The sequence below is a fragment of the Mesorhizobium ciceri biovar biserrulae WSM1271 genome, from assembly GCF_000185905.1.
GTDB lineage: Bacteria > Pseudomonadota > Alphaproteobacteria > Rhizobiales > Rhizobiaceae > Mesorhizobium > Mesorhizobium ciceri.
In genome coordinates this window covers 350,063-364,845 of record NC_014923.1, presented here as the reverse complement: position 1 = coordinate 364,845, position 14,783 = coordinate 350,063, and the positions used below count along the sequence as shown (strand labels likewise).

Annotated in this window: 15 protein-coding genes; 3 read left to right on the top strand and 12 right to left on the bottom strand. The window is 63.2% G+C overall.

The window, feature by feature from the left end; genetic code table 11:
* Positions 1 to 115 precede the first annotated feature (115 nt).
* Positions 116 to 1,597, top strand: coding sequence for a hypothetical protein (locus tag MESCI_RS01650; protein WP_013528200.1), 1,482 nt, complete (start codon positions 116 to 118; stop codon positions 1,595 to 1,597).
* 98 nt (positions 1,598 to 1,695) lie between these two features.
* Here the strand turns inward: MESCI_RS01650 and MESCI_RS01645 are convergent, their stop codons facing one another.
* From MESCI_RS01645 to MESCI_RS33010, 3 genes are all read right to left on the bottom strand, one after another.
* Positions 1,696 to 2,613: a hypothetical protein gene (locus MESCI_RS01645; protein ID WP_013528199.1), complete on the bottom strand. Its 918-nt coding sequence runs from the start codon at positions 2,611 to 2,613 to the stop codon at positions 1,696 to 1,698.
* A gap of 229 nt (positions 2,614 to 2,842) precedes the next feature.
* Complete coding sequence (gene gyrB, locus MESCI_RS01640; RefSeq protein WP_013528198.1) at positions 2,843 to 5,314, bottom strand: DNA topoisomerase (ATP-hydrolyzing) subunit B; 2,472 nt, start codon at positions 5,312 to 5,314, stop codon at positions 2,843 to 2,845.
* 70 nt (positions 5,315 to 5,384) lie between these two features.
* Positions 5,385 to 5,516, bottom strand: coding sequence for a hypothetical protein (locus MESCI_RS33010; RefSeq protein WP_255337201.1), 132 nt, complete (start codon positions 5,514 to 5,516; stop codon positions 5,385 to 5,387).
* Between MESCI_RS33010 and MESCI_RS33005 the strand changes: the two genes are divergently transcribed.
* Complete coding sequence (locus MESCI_RS33005) at positions 5,515 to 5,649, top strand: hypothetical protein (RefSeq protein ID WP_276325692.1); 135 nt, start codon at positions 5,515 to 5,517, stop codon at positions 5,647 to 5,649. The genes MESCI_RS33010 and MESCI_RS33005 overlap by 2 nt on opposite strands.
* 115 nt (positions 5,650 to 5,764) lie before the next feature.
* Here the strand turns inward: MESCI_RS33005 and MESCI_RS01635 are convergent, their stop codons facing one another.
* Complete coding sequence (locus tag MESCI_RS01635) at positions 5,765 to 6,334, bottom strand: NADPH-dependent FMN reductase (protein WP_013528197.1); 570 nt, start codon at positions 6,332 to 6,334, stop codon at positions 5,765 to 5,767.
* Between the two features lie 177 nt (positions 6,335 to 6,511).
* On the opposite strand from MESCI_RS01635, the gene MESCI_RS01630 reads away from it, so the two are divergent.
* The gene (locus tag MESCI_RS01630) at positions 6,512 to 7,879 is read left to right on the top strand and encodes a cytochrome P450 (protein ID WP_013528196.1); all 1,368 of its coding nucleotides are present in this window, start codon (positions 6,512 to 6,514) and stop codon (positions 7,877 to 7,879) included.
* 29 nt (positions 7,880 to 7,908) lie between these two features.
* On the opposite strand, the gene MESCI_RS01625 is transcribed toward MESCI_RS01630, so the two are convergent.
* From MESCI_RS01625 to MESCI_RS01590, 8 genes are all read right to left on the bottom strand, one after another.
* Positions 7,909 to 8,886 carry a complex I NDUFA9 subunit family protein gene (locus tag MESCI_RS01625; RefSeq protein WP_013528195.1) on the bottom strand — a complete coding sequence of 326 codons (978 nt, stop codon included), beginning with the start codon at positions 8,884 to 8,886 and terminating at the stop codon, positions 7,909 to 7,911.
* 93 nt (positions 8,887 to 8,979) lie between these two features.
* Positions 8,980 to 9,432, bottom strand: a complete 453-nt coding sequence (locus MESCI_RS01620; protein WP_013528194.1) for a DoxX family protein — start codon at positions 9,430 to 9,432, stop codon at positions 8,980 to 8,982.
* A 196-nt stretch (positions 9,433 to 9,628) separates the two neighbouring features.
* Positions 9,629 to 9,910 carry a hypothetical protein gene (locus MESCI_RS01615; protein WP_013528193.1) on the bottom strand — a complete coding sequence of 94 codons (282 nt, stop codon included), beginning with the start codon at positions 9,908 to 9,910 and terminating at the stop codon, positions 9,629 to 9,631.
* 236 nt (positions 9,911 to 10,146) lie between these two features.
* The gene (locus MESCI_RS01610) at positions 10,147 to 11,148 is read right to left on the bottom strand and encodes an Ldh family oxidoreductase (RefSeq protein WP_024501902.1); all 1,002 of its coding nucleotides are present in this window, start codon (positions 11,146 to 11,148) and stop codon (positions 10,147 to 10,149) included.
* Between the two features lie 139 nt (positions 11,149 to 11,287).
* The gene (locus MESCI_RS01605) at positions 11,288 to 12,097 is read right to left on the bottom strand and encodes an ABC transporter permease (RefSeq protein WP_013528191.1); all 810 of its coding nucleotides are present in this window, start codon (positions 12,095 to 12,097) and stop codon (positions 11,288 to 11,290) included.
* The gene (locus tag MESCI_RS01600) at positions 12,097 to 12,810 is read right to left on the bottom strand and encodes an ABC transporter permease (protein WP_196815384.1); all 714 of its coding nucleotides are present in this window, start codon (positions 12,808 to 12,810) and stop codon (positions 12,097 to 12,099) included. The genes MESCI_RS01605 and MESCI_RS01600 overlap by 1 nt, the downstream gene beginning before the upstream one ends.
* A 155-nt stretch (positions 12,811 to 12,965) precedes the next feature.
* Entirely contained in the window at positions 12,966 to 13,766 is an 801-nt protein-coding gene (locus tag MESCI_RS01595) for a transporter substrate-binding domain-containing protein (protein ID WP_013528189.1), read from the bottom strand.
* 53 nt (positions 13,767 to 13,819) lie between these two features.
* Positions 13,820 to 14,635 carry an ABC transporter ATP-binding protein gene (locus tag MESCI_RS01590; RefSeq protein WP_013528188.1) on the bottom strand — a complete coding sequence of 272 codons (816 nt, stop codon included), beginning with the start codon at positions 14,633 to 14,635 and terminating at the stop codon, positions 13,820 to 13,822.
* Positions 14,636 to 14,783: the final 148 nt, after the last annotated feature.

Here is a 14,783-nt window from a genome sequence, read left to right as displayed (position 1 = left end):
CACGCCAAGAATCGCCCGGCTTCGCGCCGGGCTTTTTCTTGGCTCGACGGCGATTTCGGCGCTACGATGACGAATTCCCGCCTCGACGGCGGGATTGTCGTCGACGGAGACGTTGGTGCCTGACCCGATCGCATCGCCGCCCGCCGGGAAAGCGCCGCGCAAGCCTGGCCAGGCGGTGGTGATCGTGCATGGTATGGGTGAACAGCGGCCGATGGATACGCTGCGAGGCTTTGTCCAGGCTGTCTGGAGCCATGACCCCAACCGCGCGCCGTTTTATGCCCATGTCGCCGATCCGGCCGACCCCGCCGGCGCGAAGATCAACCAGAGCTGGATCACTCCCGACAGCCGGACCAATTCGTACGAACTTCGCCGCATCACCACGCCCTACGATGTCGATGGCCGCCGCACCGACTTCTACGAGCTTTACTGGGCCGACATCACGCAGGGCACGACGCGAGGCCGGCTTGCCGCCTGGGTGACAAATCTGCTGTGGCGCAAGCCCGCCGACATACCGCCGGACGCCCGAAAGCTCTATCTGGTCACCCTGGTTGCCGTCATCATCGTCCTGGTCGCGACGCTCGCGCTTGCGACGTCGGTTTGGCAGCAGCAGATTTCGTGGACCGTCGGCGTCCTCGTCACCATCCTGGCCTCGTTCGTCATCTGGTCGGTGGACCGTTTTGGCCTTCCCTATTTCGGCGATGTCGCGGCCTATGTGCGCGCTGAAGCGGCCACGGTAGAGAAGCGGGCGCTGATCCGCGACCGCGGCCTGAAGCTGCTGAAGCGTCTGATGATGGACGATACCTACGATCGCATCGTGCTGGTCTCGCACAGCCTCGGCTCGATGATCGCCTATGACCTGTTGCAGATCTTATGGTCCGATTTCAGGCCCCGAAAACTGGAGGCCATCCGCGACAAGGCGAAACTGAAAGCTATCCACGCCATCGACAAGGCGACGCTTGTTGCCGACGGCTCGGCATGGCCCGGCAGCCTTGACGACCTTGCCGGGTTCCGGCGCGATCAGTGGGAGCTCTATCGCCAACTGCGCACCAGGGACGACAACCATCGGCCTTGGAAGATCAGCGATTTCGTCACGCTTGGTAGCCCGCTGACCCACAGCGAATTTCTGGTGACGCACAATCTCGCCGAATTCAGGCGCGGCATCGCCGAACGCCTGTTCTCGGCATGTCCGCCGATTGCCGAGGGAGCGGCGGCCGGTGGCACCGTGCTTTATCAGGAAGGGCGCAACCGTTCTTCCGGCAAGCCGCAGCGGGCGGTGCATCATGGCGCGGTGTTTGCTGCGACGCGCTGGACCAATATCTTCGACCGCGGCAACGGTTGGCTGACGGGCGACCCGATCTCCGGGCCGATGGCGGAGAATTTCGGCCCGGGCATAGAAAACATCCAGGTCGAGCTGCGCGGTTCCCTCGGCCGTGTCTTCACCCACACGCTGTACTGGTCGTTGGCGGCGACCGGTATCGAGGTTGCCGCCGGCGATCAGCCGCGCTCGCATCTCGCCGTGCTGCGCGACGCTGTCGACCTCGGTCGCAAACTGGAGCCGAGCCAAGCCGAAGTGCCGGCGATTCCTCCCCGAAAATAAGAACGGATTTCAGCGAACGGGGCCAAGGCAGCGCCGCTCGACAACTTCAAAGCAAAGCCGCTCCGGGCGGGCCAGAGTGGCTTTGTTGCAAGTGCAGTTCAACGGTTGGTGATAAAAACCGCTTCCTCATCGTCGCGCTGCCTGCCGCCAAGGGCCGCGGCAGCACTGGCGATAAAGGCGCCGATCGCCAGCGAGAGCGCACCAAGCAGGGCAAACGTCGCGCTGGCCTTCCTGGCTGTGTCGGCGGCCTGCTGCGCCTTGACCTTGGCGTCTTGGGCCTTGGCGAGGACGGCATCCACCCGGGTCCTGGCATCTGCTTCCGAAAGCCCCGTGCGAACGGCGACCAGCTGCGACAGATAGGTTTTGTCGTCTGCGGAAACCTCGCCTGCCGCGGCGCCGGCGATCAGGATGCGCGAAGCCTGCCCGACCGCGGCCGCATCGCTGTCCGGATTGGCGGCCGCGAGCTTGCCCGGATCGGCCGGACGGAACAGTGAATCCACCAGGTAGGATGTCGCATTGTCGGCCGACGCGCTGCCGGCATTGGCCGAAGCCCCCGCCGATGCGCCCATGGCCGCACCAGACGCGATGGTGGACACCGCCTGCACGCCCGAGCCTATGGCAGCGGAAAGCGCGGAGCCAAGCACGCCGACGACGAGTAGTGTGGCCAACGCCCAGGCAAGAAAGCCATGGGCGGTATCACGGAAATACACCTCGTCCGTGTGGATGCCGACCCATTTGGTGCGCAGGCGTCCGGCAAGGTAGCCGCCGACACCCGAGGACAGCCATTGCACGATGATCAGCCAGACGGCAGTGGATGCCGCGAAAGTGGTGACAGATGCGCCGGATCCCGACCAGGGCGACACCATGCTCAATCCAAGCCCGGAGCCCAGCAGCATGAGGATGAAGGTCAGCGTCGAGGCCGCGAAGGCACCGGCGATGATCGGTCCCCAACTGACGGCGGTGGAGGAGGATTCTGTTGAAGTGGAAACGTCGACAGCCGATAGGGTGGACTGCATAAGTGCCCCCTATCGTACGAACAGCATGATCAGAATGATGATCGGGATCGGTATGCCGAGCAACCAGAGCAAAATGCCGCGTCCCATGGAAGCCTCCTGTTAGAAATTGTGATCGATATTGTCACAATGTCTCGCAGGGACTTCCGTTCCGGCGCGTTGCAAATTGATTTTGTTGCCGCCGGTGGAACAATTGGCGCGCCGCAGCGCGCCAATTCAGATTAACGTCAGCTCAGATATCCAGATTGGCGACCGACAGCGCGTTGTCCTGGATGAACTCGCGCCTGGGCTCGACCTCGTCGCCCATCAGCCGCGAAAACAGCGAATCCGCATCGGTCGCGTCATTGACCTTGACCTGCAGCAGCGAGCGCACGTTCGGATCGAGCGTGGTTTCCCACAGCTGTTCGGCGTTCATCTCGCCGAGACCCTTGTAGCGCTGCATCGTCAGGCCCTTGCGGCCTGTCGCAAAGACCGCATTGAGCATCGCCAGCGGCCCCGAGATGGTTTCGGAGACATCCTTGCGGCGCAGCACCGGCGGCGACCCGTAGACCTCGCTGAGGCGCTGTGCGTAGCGGTCGAGCTGGCGTGCGTCGGCCGAATTGATCAGCGCCAGGTCGAGATGCGCATATTCCTTGACGCTGCGCACCGTGCGCTCGAACACATAGCCGCCCACGCCTTCATTCGAGGTCGACATGCGGCCGGTCCAGCCGCGCTCGGTGTCCTCGGCAATGATGTCGAGGCGTTTTGCAATCCGCTCCGCCATGTCGTTGGCGCGGCCGAGATCGGCGAACACGTCCGGGTTGAGCCCACCGGCGATCGCCGCCTGCTCGACGACGCCTCTGTTGTAGCGCGTGTGCAGGCCGTTGATCAGCTGGCGCACCGCCAGCGCGTCATCGATGGCGCCACGCAGGTCCTGCCCGATGCGAACCTCGCCCGAGCCGAGCGTAAGCGATGCTTCCTCCAGTCCCGAACCGATCAGGAACTCCTCGAACGCGCTCTCGTCCTTGATGTATTGCGAGCTCTTGCCGCGCGTCACCTTGTAGAGCGGCGGCTGGGCGATGTAGAGATGGCCGCGCTCGATCAGCTCCGGCATCTGCCGGAAGAAGAAGGTGAGCAGCAAGGTTCTGATATGGGCGCCGTCGACGTCGGCGTCGGTCATCAGGATGATCTTGTGGTAGCGCAGCTTGTCGGCGTTGAACTCGTCCTTGCCGATCGAGGTGCCGAGCGCCGTGATCAACGTGCCGATCATGTCGGAGCCGAGCATGCGGTCGAAGCGCGCCCGCTCGACATTGAGGATCTTGCCGCGCAACGGCAGGATCGCCTGGTTCTGGCGCGAACGCCCACCCTTGGCGGAGCCGCCGGCGGAATCACCCTCGACGATGAAGATTTCGGATTTCGCCGGGTCGCGTTCCTGGCAGTCGGCCAGTTTGCCGGGCAGGGAAGTGACGCCGAGCGAACTCTTGCGGGTGATATCGCGCGCCTTGCGCGCCGCTTCGCGCGCCGCAGCCGCCTGGATCACCTTGTCGACGACCACCTTGCCTTCGCTTGGATGCTCTTCCAGCCAGGTGCCGAGCGCTTCGTTGACCAGGCCTTCGACGACAGGACGGACTTCCGACGAGACCAGCTTGTCCTTGGTCTGCGAGGAGAATTTCGGGTCGGGAACCTTGACCGACAGCACCGCCGTCAGACCTTCGCGGCAATCGTCGCCGATCAGCGAGACTTTTTCCTTCTTGGTCAGCCCAGAGGATTCGCCATAGCCGGTGATCTGACGCGTCAGCGCGCCGCGGAAGCCGGCCAGATGCGTGCCGCCATCGCGCTGCGGGATGTTGTTGGTGAAGGCCAGCACGTTCTCGTGGTAGCTGTCGTTCCACCACATCGCCACTTCGACGGTGATCCCGTCGCGCTCCGCCCGGATGGCGATCGGCTTGTCGATCAGCGGTTTCTTGACGCGATCGAGATATTTGACGAATTCTTCGAGGCCTCCATCGTAGTGCAGTTCATGGCGCACGACATCGGCGTGACGGGCATCGGTCAAAATGATGCGCACGCCGGAATTGAGGAAGGCAAGCTCGCGCAGCCGGTGTTCCAGCGTGCCGAAGTCGAACTCGACCATGGTGAAGGTCTCGGCCGAGGGGAAGAAGGTGATCTGGCTGCCGCTGCGGCCCTCATAGGTGCCCGGCTGCTTGTCCTGCTCATAGGTGCCGGTCGCCTTCAGAGGTGCGTCGGCATTGCCATGCGTGAAACTCATCTCGAAGATCTGGCCGTTGCGGCGGATCTTCAGCTTTAGCCACGCCGACAGCGCGTTGACCACCGAGACGCCGACGCCATGCAGGCCGCCCGAGACCTTGTAGGAATTCTGGTCGAACTTGCCGCCGGCATGCAGCTGCGTCATGATCACTTCGGCCGCCGAAATGCCTTCTCCGGTGTGGATATCGGTCGGAATTCCGCGGCCATTGTCGATCACAGTGACCGAACCATCGGGGTTGAGCGTCACGGTGACGAGGTCGGCGTGACCGGCCAGCGCCTCGTCGATGGCGTTGTCGACCACTTCATAGACCATGTGATGCAGGCCCGAGCCGTCGTCTGTATCACCGATATACATTCCGGGGCGTTTGCGGACAGCGTCCAACCCCTTCAAAACCTTGATGGAATCGGCGCCGTATTCGGCTTCAGCGCCGTTGTTGTTGTCGATCTGATCGCTCATGAAAACCTGTTGTCTGGATGCCGCCTGCACAGCGCGAAAAATCCGCGCCGAATCGCGCCTCTGATATCGACTAGATATAGGCGCAAAAGGCGGTTTTTCCAAGGTTTGCAGGCATTTCACTGGGAATGGCCGGCTGCCAATGGCGGGCCTCCGCCGGCCCCCATTTCACTTCGGCCAGCGGTCCTTGAGAAACCTTGATCATGAACTTGTATCTCGGCGCCAGCCGCCTGCTGCGGTCGCGCCCCGGCGTCATGTCGGGCGGGCGGCCGGATCAGGCGGTGGTCGTCGTTGGCGATGACCAGGGCCAGGCGCCAGCACTGCGGTGGCGGTGGTGAGCATAGGCAGCAAGGCAAACAGCAAGCGCAAATCGAACTGCCCCCCAGCTCGTTCCTGTGCACGACCACCTCTCTATGGCAGCAAACCGGGGTTTTTTGCGGAAGACCAGCGTTTTCAGCCTGCCCGCATCGGCTTCAAAGCCTCGCTCCAGCGCAGCAGCTCGTCGAGCATGGTTTTGGCTCCGCCCTGCACCTGTTCGCTGGCGTTGAAAGCGCCATTTTCGTCGAGCAGTTTCTGGTACATCGGCAGCGCGACGCCTTCCGGGATCGGCATGACGCCTACCGAGGTCAGCAGCGGCTTCAGCGCTTGCGCCGCGCGCAGGCCGCCGGAGACGCCGCCATAGCTGAAAATGGCGGCTGCCTTGTACTTCCATTCGCGCGAGAGATAGTCGATCGCGTTGACGATCGCCGGCGCCACGAAATAATTGTATTCCGGCTCCACGAAGACGAAGGCATCGGCGGCATCGATCGCCTTGGACCAGGCTTTGGTATGATCGTTCTGGTAGTTGCCAAGCCTTGGATGGTGCGGTTCGTCCAGCACCGGAAGCTTGAACGCATCGATGTCGGTCAGTACAGGCTCGAATTTCCCGTGCTCGCGCGCGAACCTCTCCAGCCACTCGGCAAAAATCGGTCCGGCGCGGCCTGGCCGCGTGCTGCCGATGATGATGTTCAACTGGTGCTTCAAGCTGGGCTCCTGCGGTGGCGGTATCCATTGGTGACTGCCACCTAGGGCATGCCGCTCGGGGCAACAAGAAGGCACCTCGCGGTAACCGGTCACATTCCGGAGAGTAGGGCCTTGCCGTTCGGTCACATGGACGCCTGCTTTGCGGCCCACTACATTGGGTCATCAGCGGAGCACAGCATGGACATCCAGCCCGCCCCCTTCATTCCCCCGGCGCCGAAGCCGCGCACGACGCCGCCCTCGACGTTGGAGATGATCCGCATCGTCTACCGCAACCCGCTCGAATTGTGGGGTGAGCATACCTACAACGAGCCGTGGATCTCGGCGAACGGCGTTGGCGGACATCTGATCGTCGCCAATGATCCCGCCCTGATCCGGCATGTGCTGGTCGACAACGCCAGGAACTACAAGATGGCGACGGTGCGCCAGAAGATCCTGCGGCCGATCCTGCGCGACGGCCTGCTCACCGCCGAGGGCGAGGTCTGGAAGCGGTCGCGCAAGGCGATGGCGCCGGTGTTCACGCCGCGCCACATCTTCGGCTTCGCCCAGCCGATGCTGAGGCGCACGCAGGACTTCGTCACCCGTTACGAAGACGGCGGCACGTCTGACATCGCCCATGACATGACGCTGCTCACTTATGACATCCTGGCCGAGACGCTGTTTTCCGGCGAGATATCAGGCGAGCCCGGCAGTTTCGCCAATGAGATCGACCGCCTGTTCGAGACCATGGGTCGCGTCGATCCGCTCGACCTGTTGCGTGCGCCCGACTGGCTGCCGAGGCTGACCCGCATCCGTGGCCGCAAGACCATGGCCTATTTCCGCAAGATCGTCACCGACACGGTCAAGATGCGCGAAGCGAAATTCAAGCGCGATCCCGATGCCGTGCCGCAGGATTTCCTGACACTGCTGCTCAAGGCCGAGGGACCCGACGGACTGACGCGGGCCGAGGTCGAGGACAATATCATCACCTTCATCGGCGCCGGCCATGAGACGACGGCGCGTGCGCTCGGCTGGACGCTCTATTGCCTGGCTGAATCACCGTGGGAGCGCAACCGGGTCGAGCAGGAGATCGACCAGGTGCTGGCGCGCGAGCCCGATCCGACGAAATGGCTCGATGCCATGCCGTTCACGCGCGCGGCTTTCGACGAAGCGCTCAGGCTCTATCCGCCGGCGCCGTCGATCAACCGCGAGCCGATCGAACCGGAAATGTGGAAGGATCTTCATATCCCCAAGCACGCCGCGGTGCTGGTGATGCCTTGGGTCGTGCATCGCCACAGGAAACTGTGGGACCGGCCGGATGCCTTCCTGCCGGAGCGCTTCCACCCGGGAAATCGCGAAAAGATCGACCGCTTCCAGTATCTGCCGTTTGGCGCCGGCCCACGCGTCTGCATCGGCGCCAGCTTCGCCATGCAGGAGGCGATCATCGCGCTGGCGATCATGCTGTCGCGCTTCCGCTTCGACACCACCGCCGAAACGAAACCCTGGCCGGTACAGAAACTGACCACGCAGCCGCAAGGCGGTCTACCGATGCAGGTCACGCCGCGTTAGGCGTGACACCTTCAGGCAGTTGCGCCGAATTAGGCCGCGGGCTTGCGTTGCTGGAACTGGCCGGCGGCGCGGTAGCGCCAGAGATAGCTGGGCAGGATCGTCGCGATCGACTGCGACTGGATGCCTAGCCCCGCAAGCGTCCTGTTGGTCTGGTTGGCGGCGTCCGAAACGATGTTGTGCTCGCGCAGCTGCATCACCTGGTCCTTGGTCAGCAGCGGGTTGGGCAGGAGACCGAGGATCGAGGCCTGGATGTTGGCCACCCACCACGGAACCGGCACCAGCAGCCGCTTGCGCTCGATCACGTCGAGCAGCTCTTCCATACACTGCTTGAAGGTGAGCACCTTCGGTCCGCCGAGTTCATAGATCTGGCCGCCATCCACCTTGCCGTCGACCGAGCGCGCCACCGCTTCGGCTACGTCGCCGACATAGACCGGCTGAAACTTGGTCTGGCCGCCGCCGATCAGCGGCAGCACCGGCGAATAGCGCGCCATGTTGGCGAAGCGGTTGAAGAAGCCGTCCTCGGGTCCGAAATTGATCGACGGCCGGAAGATCACGGCGTCCTTGATCGTCTCCAGAACAGCCTTTTCGCCAAGCGCCTTGGTGCGCGCGTAGTCTGATTCGGAGTCCAGATCGGCGCCAAGCGCAGAAATGTGGGTCAGGCCGGCGCCGACCGAGCGCGCGGCCTCGGCCACTGCGCGGGCGCCGAACTCGTGCACGGCGGAGAACTTCTGGCGGCCGCTCTCATGCAGGATGGCGACCAGATTGACGACATGGTCGGCGCCTTGCACGGCGCGGTCTACCGACCAGCGCACGCGCACATTGGCCTGGACCGGCTGGATCTGGCCGACATTGCCGAGCGGCTGCAAATGGCCGGCGAGATCGGGCCGCCGGCAGGCGACCCGGATGCGATAGCCGCGCTTGGCCAACGCGCGCACGACATGGCGGCCGACAAAGCCTGACCCGCCAAAGACGACGACGAGCTTTGGGGTCTGCAGGATTTCGGTCATGGCTGGCTCCGGCGCTCGCAGGCTTGGCTGAAGCCGTTTCATAATCCGTTTCGTGCCAAAGGCAAAGGGCGACGCGTCGTCGCTATCAGCCTGTCAGAACGCTTTGCCGATACGGTTGTCGACCGAATGGCGGTTGCCGCCGCGAATGACGAAGAAGAGCAGGATCGCTGCCCACAGCAGCGACTTTTCCGCACCCGAATAGCCTTGGCCCATGGTGACCCAGTGGAACCAGACCGTGACCAGCAGCACGAACAGGCCGGCAAAGGCGGCCGGCCGCGTCAAAAACCCAATGGCGATGAAGATGCCGCCGAAGAATTCAGTGCAGGCCAGAAGCAACGACCACAACGCGCCCGGATAGAAGCCGAGACCCTCGACCATCTCGGCAGCGCCGAAAGGATTGGTGATCTTCTGCGAACCGTGGATCGCGAGAAACCCGCCGGCGACGACGCGAAGAACGGTTTCGGCACCATCGTGCAGGGCCGCGTAAAACCTGCCAAGGACCGGGATGACAAGGGCGTTGCGGGGATTGTCCGTGCTTGCCGACATTGTAGCTCCTCTGTTTTGCTCAATCAGCGCAAACGGCCGATCAGGTTGGTCGAAGTCAAATAAACAAAAGTTGACCAAAACGAGAATGTTTTACCATCGTGCGATCAAAACGCAGAAAACCCCGCTGAAGCGGGGTTTTCCGGGTGACATCCATGCGAAGCCAGGGGCCGACGGCGCGGCCTGACCTGAGACGGTATCAGGAGGGCGTGAAGCAAGTACGCCCACCCCAGCCCTGAACATCCGACATGGTGCCACCAACCTTCTTGCAGGCGGCGACGAAATCAGCGCTGCAATTGGCGAATTTTGCATGGCCGTTCTTGCAGTAGTGGTCTTCGGTGGCCCCGCCGCTCGGGGCAGCGATGACACCCGGGCTGGACGGCTTGACCGGTGCGGCCTTCAGGGTGGCTGCCTGTGTGGCGCCCATGAACGAGCCGAGCAGAAGGACGGCGGTCAGCATGGTGATCTTGGTGTTGGTCATGGCAATTTCCTTTGATTTGGGTTGAGTTTTCCGAGGCGCGAAGGACCGGCCTTCGCGTGATGCAGGCTTTCGATTTCGGTTTGCTGCTTCCCTCGGTGTGGATCGGGCAAGCTCGCCTTGCCCTGGACAAAGCTGGGTCGCAGCAAGGCGCGAAAAGGTTCAGCGGCGTGCAAAGAAAATCGCGCCGCGCCTGCGGCGGGCGAATTCCAGATAACTAATTGATATTTAATAGATATTCAGGAAGAATAGCGTGCAGCGAATTCGGAAATGCGCTGCACCACGGCCTTCGATGCGGTAATGCCGCGCGCCTGCGCCTTCTCGGCGGCCTCTGCGCGGGCACGACCGGGCACATGCACGCCGAAGCGCCGCCGCAGCCGGTCAAGCTGGTCCTTCATTCGTTGCTCGAAATCTGGATCGAGCAGCTTGGGTTCGATAGCAAGCACGAACAGTCCCGTGCCGGGGCTGTCCGGCCCGCCGCTGAACCATGGCGCGTCGAGCGACCAGTTGGCGCCCGACAGGCCCGCCGCCAGCACCTCGACCATCAGCGCGATGTTGGCGCCGCGCTGACCGCCGAAGGCGAGCATTGCGCCCTTCATGGCGGCGGCGGGATCGGTGGTCGGGTTGCCGCTGGCGTCCAGCGCCCAGCCTTCCGGGATTGTCTTGCCGTCCTCGGCCGCTTTGCGGATGTTGACGAAAGCGGTGGCGCTCGACGACTGGTCGATGACCAGCGGCGCCCCGTCGGCGGCAGGCGCGGCAAACGACATCGGGTTGGTGCAGTAGACCGGCTTGACCGAGCCCGAGCCGGCAAGCACGGCCGGGCCGTTGGTGGCTGCGAACGACACCAGTCCTTGTGCTGCCAGCCTTCCGGTGAAATAGCCGAGCGCGCCGCATGTATAGGCGTTCTTCTGCGAGAAGATGGCGACACCGAACAGCTTTGCCGCCTTGGCGAGGTCGTCGATGGTGCGGTCGAAGCCGGTATGCGCCAGCCCGCCGCGTGCATCGGAGAGATAGACTGCCAGCGCCGGCCGGGTGATCACCGGGTCGGCATTGCCGTCGATGCGTCCGGCTTCCAGCGCCTCGAGATAGTCGATGAAATGCGACAGACCGACCGAGGAAAGCCCTTCGGCCTCGGCTGATATGATCGAAGCAGTGAGCGATTGCGCCGCTTCCTCATTGGCGCCGGCGCCAAGTGCCGCCATCCGGCACAGTCCTTTTGCCTGGTCGAGACTGAGTTGCATCATGGCCGTCCTAGGGGAGTAGGGGAATAGGGGAGTACGGGACAGTGGGCAGTGAATAGCGAATGGGGATGGAAATGTGAATGTGGATAGTGGCCCGATACTCCCCTACTCCCCTACTCCCCTACTCCCCTACTCCCCTCTAACCAATCTTGTTCGGGATCCTGGCCTCTATCCTGCTGAAGGCGAAGACCAGAATGCCGGTTATCGTCATGTAGATCAGCGCCAGCAGCAGCAAGGGCTCGTAGGTGAGGTAGGTGTCCTGCCGTACTTTGGACGAAACGGCGAAGATGTCGATGACGCTGATCGTCGCCACCAGCGGCGTCGACTTCAATTGCAGCACGGTCTCGCCGGTCAGCGTCGGCAGCGCCCGGTAGATGGCTTGCGGCAGCCAGATCCGCCGGAACGCCTTCCAGCGGCTCATGCCGAAGGCGCGGGCGGCTTCGAGTTGCCCCTTGGGCACGCCGGCGAAGGCGCCGCGCATCACCTCGCCCTCATAACCGGCGAACGACAGGGTCAGCGCCAGCACGCCATAGGGCCAGGCTTGCCGCAGATATGGCCACATCCAGGATTCGCGGATCCACGGATATTGCGGGAACAGCGAACCCAGGCCGTAATAGAGCAGCCAGAGCTGGATCAGCAGCGGCGTGCCCCGGATCACCGTGCAGAACACCTTGGCGGGTGCGGCGAACCAGAACGAGCCGGCGGCCTGCGCCAGGCCAAGCGGGACGGCCAGCAGGAAGCCCAGAACGCAGGTGACCGCCAGGATCCACAGCGAGCGCCAGAGGCCGATCAAGCCCATTTCATAATATTGCGGCAGCCAGTCCCAGCGCATGAAAAAGGCGGCCGACAAAACAAGGCCCAGTGCGATCAGGATCAGCACGATGCGGTGCGGCTGCAGCCACAGCGACGTTCGCGCGACGACGTCGATGATGGTCGCCTCGTTGGCCATCAGCGCGCCTCCTTGAGCGAAGGCATGCCGCGCCGCGACCAGGTCTCGACCCGGCCGATGACAAGGTTGGAGAACAGCGACAAAAGCAGATAGAGCACGCCCGCCGCGAAAAAGAAGGTGAAATAGGCCTTGGTGACGCCCGCTGCCTGCCGCGTTGCCAGCGCCAGCTCGTAGAAGCCGACAACAGCCAATAGCGCGGTGTCCTTGGTGGCGATCAGCCAGAGATTGGCGAGGCCCGGAATAGCGAAGGGCAGCATTGACGGCAAGGTGATGCGCCGCAACATCAGGCCCGGAGACATTCCATAGGCGCGGGCGGCTTCGATCTGGCCCTGCGGAATGGCCAGGATCGCGCCGCGTATCACCTCTGTCGAATAGGCGCCCTGGACGAAGCCGAGCACGGCGATGCCGGCGGCAAGGCCGCTCACGTCGACGCGCTGATAACCCATGGCCGTCAGCGCCTGATTGATCAGGTCGGTGCCGGCGTAATAGAGCAGCAGGATCAGCACCAGTTCGGGCACGGCGCGCACGATGGTGGTGTAAACCGCCAGGAGATCGCGCACCACCGGCCCGCCATAAAGCTTGCCATAGGCGCCGCCGGTGCCGATCAGAAGGCCGAGGCACGTGGCGCCCAGCGCGATCTCGATCGAATGCAGCAGCCCAACCAGAAGCGCCCCGCCCCAGCCTGGGGGGTAGGGCGAGAGAAGCTCGGTGATGCCGGCCGCGGAGGCCGAAAGAAGTGCGTCGATCAGCGTCGCCCCCGAAGTGCTGACTAAGCGCCGACGGCTGCGTCGGCGGCAAACATGCCTGGGAAAGATCGAGCAGGTGGGGCATGGCGCGACGCCACACCCCACAGCTCATACGAGGATCGTCAGTTCGACTGCGCGCCGCCGCCGCCGTAAATGTCGAAATCGAAGTATTTCTTCGAGATCTCGTCATATTTGCCGTTGGCGCGGATCGCCTTGATGCCGGCGTTGATTTTGCCCTTCAGTTCGGTGTCTTCCTTGCGCACGCCGGCGCCGACGCCCGGTCCGAGCACTTCGTCATCGGGAGCGACCATGCCCTTCAGGTCGCAGCAGGCTTTGCCCTGGTCGGATTTGAGGAATTCGCCAAGCGCGATGGAATCGGCCTGCACCGCGTCGAGACGGCCGGCGGCCAGATCGTTGTTGGCCTCGTCCTGGGTCTGGTATTCCTTGATCTCGGAGGCTGCGCTGCCAAAGTGCTTCTTGGCGTAGACAGCGTGCACCGTCGACACTTGCACGCCGACGATCTTGCCCTTGAGGTCGTCCGGAGCGGAGCCGAATTTCTGGTCCTTCGGGCCGATGATCGCGGTCGGCGTGTTATAGTACTTGTCCGAGAAATCGATCGTCTTCGCGCGTTCGGCGGTGATCGACATCGAGGAGACGATGAGGTCGATCTTCTTGGTCGTCAGAGCCGGGATGATGCCGTCCCAGGCAACCGGGGTGATGACGCAATCGAGCTTCTCCTCGGCGCAGACGGCGTCGATGAAGTCGATCTCCCAGCCGATCCATTTGCCCGAAGCATCGGGCGAGGTGAAGGGCGGATAAGGCTCGGCGGCGACGCCGATCTTGACCGGATCGGCCTTGGCCACGCCCATGGCGGCGACGCCGAGCAGCAGCGCTGCGGCAAATGTCTTCAGAACGGTCTTCATTTCATGACTCCCAGTTTGTTGTTGGTTCCCGGTTTTCTTCCGTCCCGGCTTGCCTAGCCGATGTTGCGGATGAACTGCTTCAGCCTTTCGGATTTCGGTGCGCCGAAGATCTGCTCCGGCGGCCCTTCTTCCTCGACCAGTCCGTTGTAGAGGTAGACGACATGGGTCGCGACCTCGCGGGCGAACTTCATCTCGTGGGTGACCAGCACCATGGTGCGGCCTTCGCGCGCCAGGTCGCCGATCACCTTCAGCACCTCGCCGACCAGTTCGGGATCGAGCGCGGAGGTGGGCTCGTCGAACAGCATGACGCGCGGATTGATGGCCAGCGCCCGGGCGATCGCGGCGCGCTGCTGCTGGCCGCCCGACAGATAGGCCGGATAGACGTCGCGCTTTTCAGCCAGACCGACACGGGCGAGCAGCTTCTCGGCCTCGCCGATCGCCACATCGCGCTTGACGCCAAGCACATGCACCGGAACCTCGATGACGTTTTCGATCAGCGTCATGTGGCTCCACAGGTTGAAGTTTTGGAACACCATGCCGAGCTTGGAGCGGATGCGCTCGATCTGCTTGCGGTCGGCCGGAATGGTGTGGCCGTGGCTGTCGGCCTTGAGCTTGATCTCCTCGCCATTGACGCGAATGATGCCGCTGGTCGGGTTTTCCAGGCAGTTGATGCAGCGCAGCAGGGTCGATTTGCCGGAGCCCGAGCCGCCGATGATGGCGATGACCTCGCCGTCGCGCGCCGACAGCGAGACGCCCTTCAGAACATGCAGCTCACCGAACTTCTTGTGCAGGTTCTCGACATGGATGGCTTCGGCGGCGCCGTCCTGCGCCTTGCCGGATCGGACTGCGGCAGCTTCCACCACGCTCACCGGGTGACCTCTATCGGGTCGGCTGCGGTTCGTCGAACGTGTATCCGGCTAATTAACATATACGCTGTACTGCCCCGCTCCAGACTTCAGCATGGACCCAACGGCGAGAGCCCGTCAATCCTGCTTATTACGGCACTTGCGAGCTTGT

What these genes read in the sequence shown, in the direction of transcription:
- MESCI_RS01625 (WP_013528195.1), bottom strand. Translation starts at nt 8,886, where the DNA reads ATGACCGAAATCCTGCAGACCCCAAAGCTCGTCGTCGTCTTTGGCGGG.
- MESCI_RS33010 (WP_255337201.1), bottom strand. Translation starts at nt 5,516, where the DNA reads ATGATCAAGGTTTCTCAAGGACCGCTGGCCGAAGTGAAATGGGGGCCG.
- MESCI_RS01595 (WP_013528189.1), bottom strand. Translation starts at nt 13,766, where the DNA reads ATGAAGACCGTTCTGAAGACATTTGCCGCAGCGCTGCTGCTCGGCGTC.
- MESCI_RS33005 (WP_276325692.1), top strand. Translation starts at nt 5,515, where the DNA reads ATGAACTTGTATCTCGGCGCCAGCCGCCTGCTGCGGTCGCGCCCCGGC.
- MESCI_RS01630 (WP_013528196.1), top strand. Translation starts at nt 6,512, where the DNA reads ATGGACATCCAGCCCGCCCCCTTCATTCCCCCGGCGCCGAAGCCGCGC.
- MESCI_RS01620 (WP_013528194.1), bottom strand. Translation starts at nt 9,432, where the DNA reads ATGTCGGCAAGCACGGACAATCCCCGCAACGCCCTTGTCATCCCGGTC.
- MESCI_RS01615 (WP_013528193.1), bottom strand. Translation starts at nt 9,910, where the DNA reads ATGACCAACACCAAGATCACCATGCTGACCGCCGTCCTTCTGCTCGGC.
- MESCI_RS01645 (WP_013528199.1), bottom strand. Translation starts at nt 2,613, where the DNA reads ATGCAGTCCACCCTATCGGCTGTCGACGTTTCCACTTCAACAGAATCC.
- MESCI_RS01605 (WP_013528191.1), bottom strand. Translation starts at nt 12,097, where the DNA reads ATGGCCAACGAGGCGACCATCATCGACGTCGTCGCGCGAACGTCGCTG.
- gyrB (WP_013528198.1), bottom strand. Translation starts at nt 5,314, where the DNA reads ATGAGCGATCAGATCGACAACAACAACGGCGCTGAAGCCGAATACGGC.
- MESCI_RS01610 (WP_024501902.1), bottom strand. Translation starts at nt 11,148, where the DNA reads ATGCAACTCAGTCTCGACCAGGCAAAAGGACTGTGCCGGATGGCGGCA.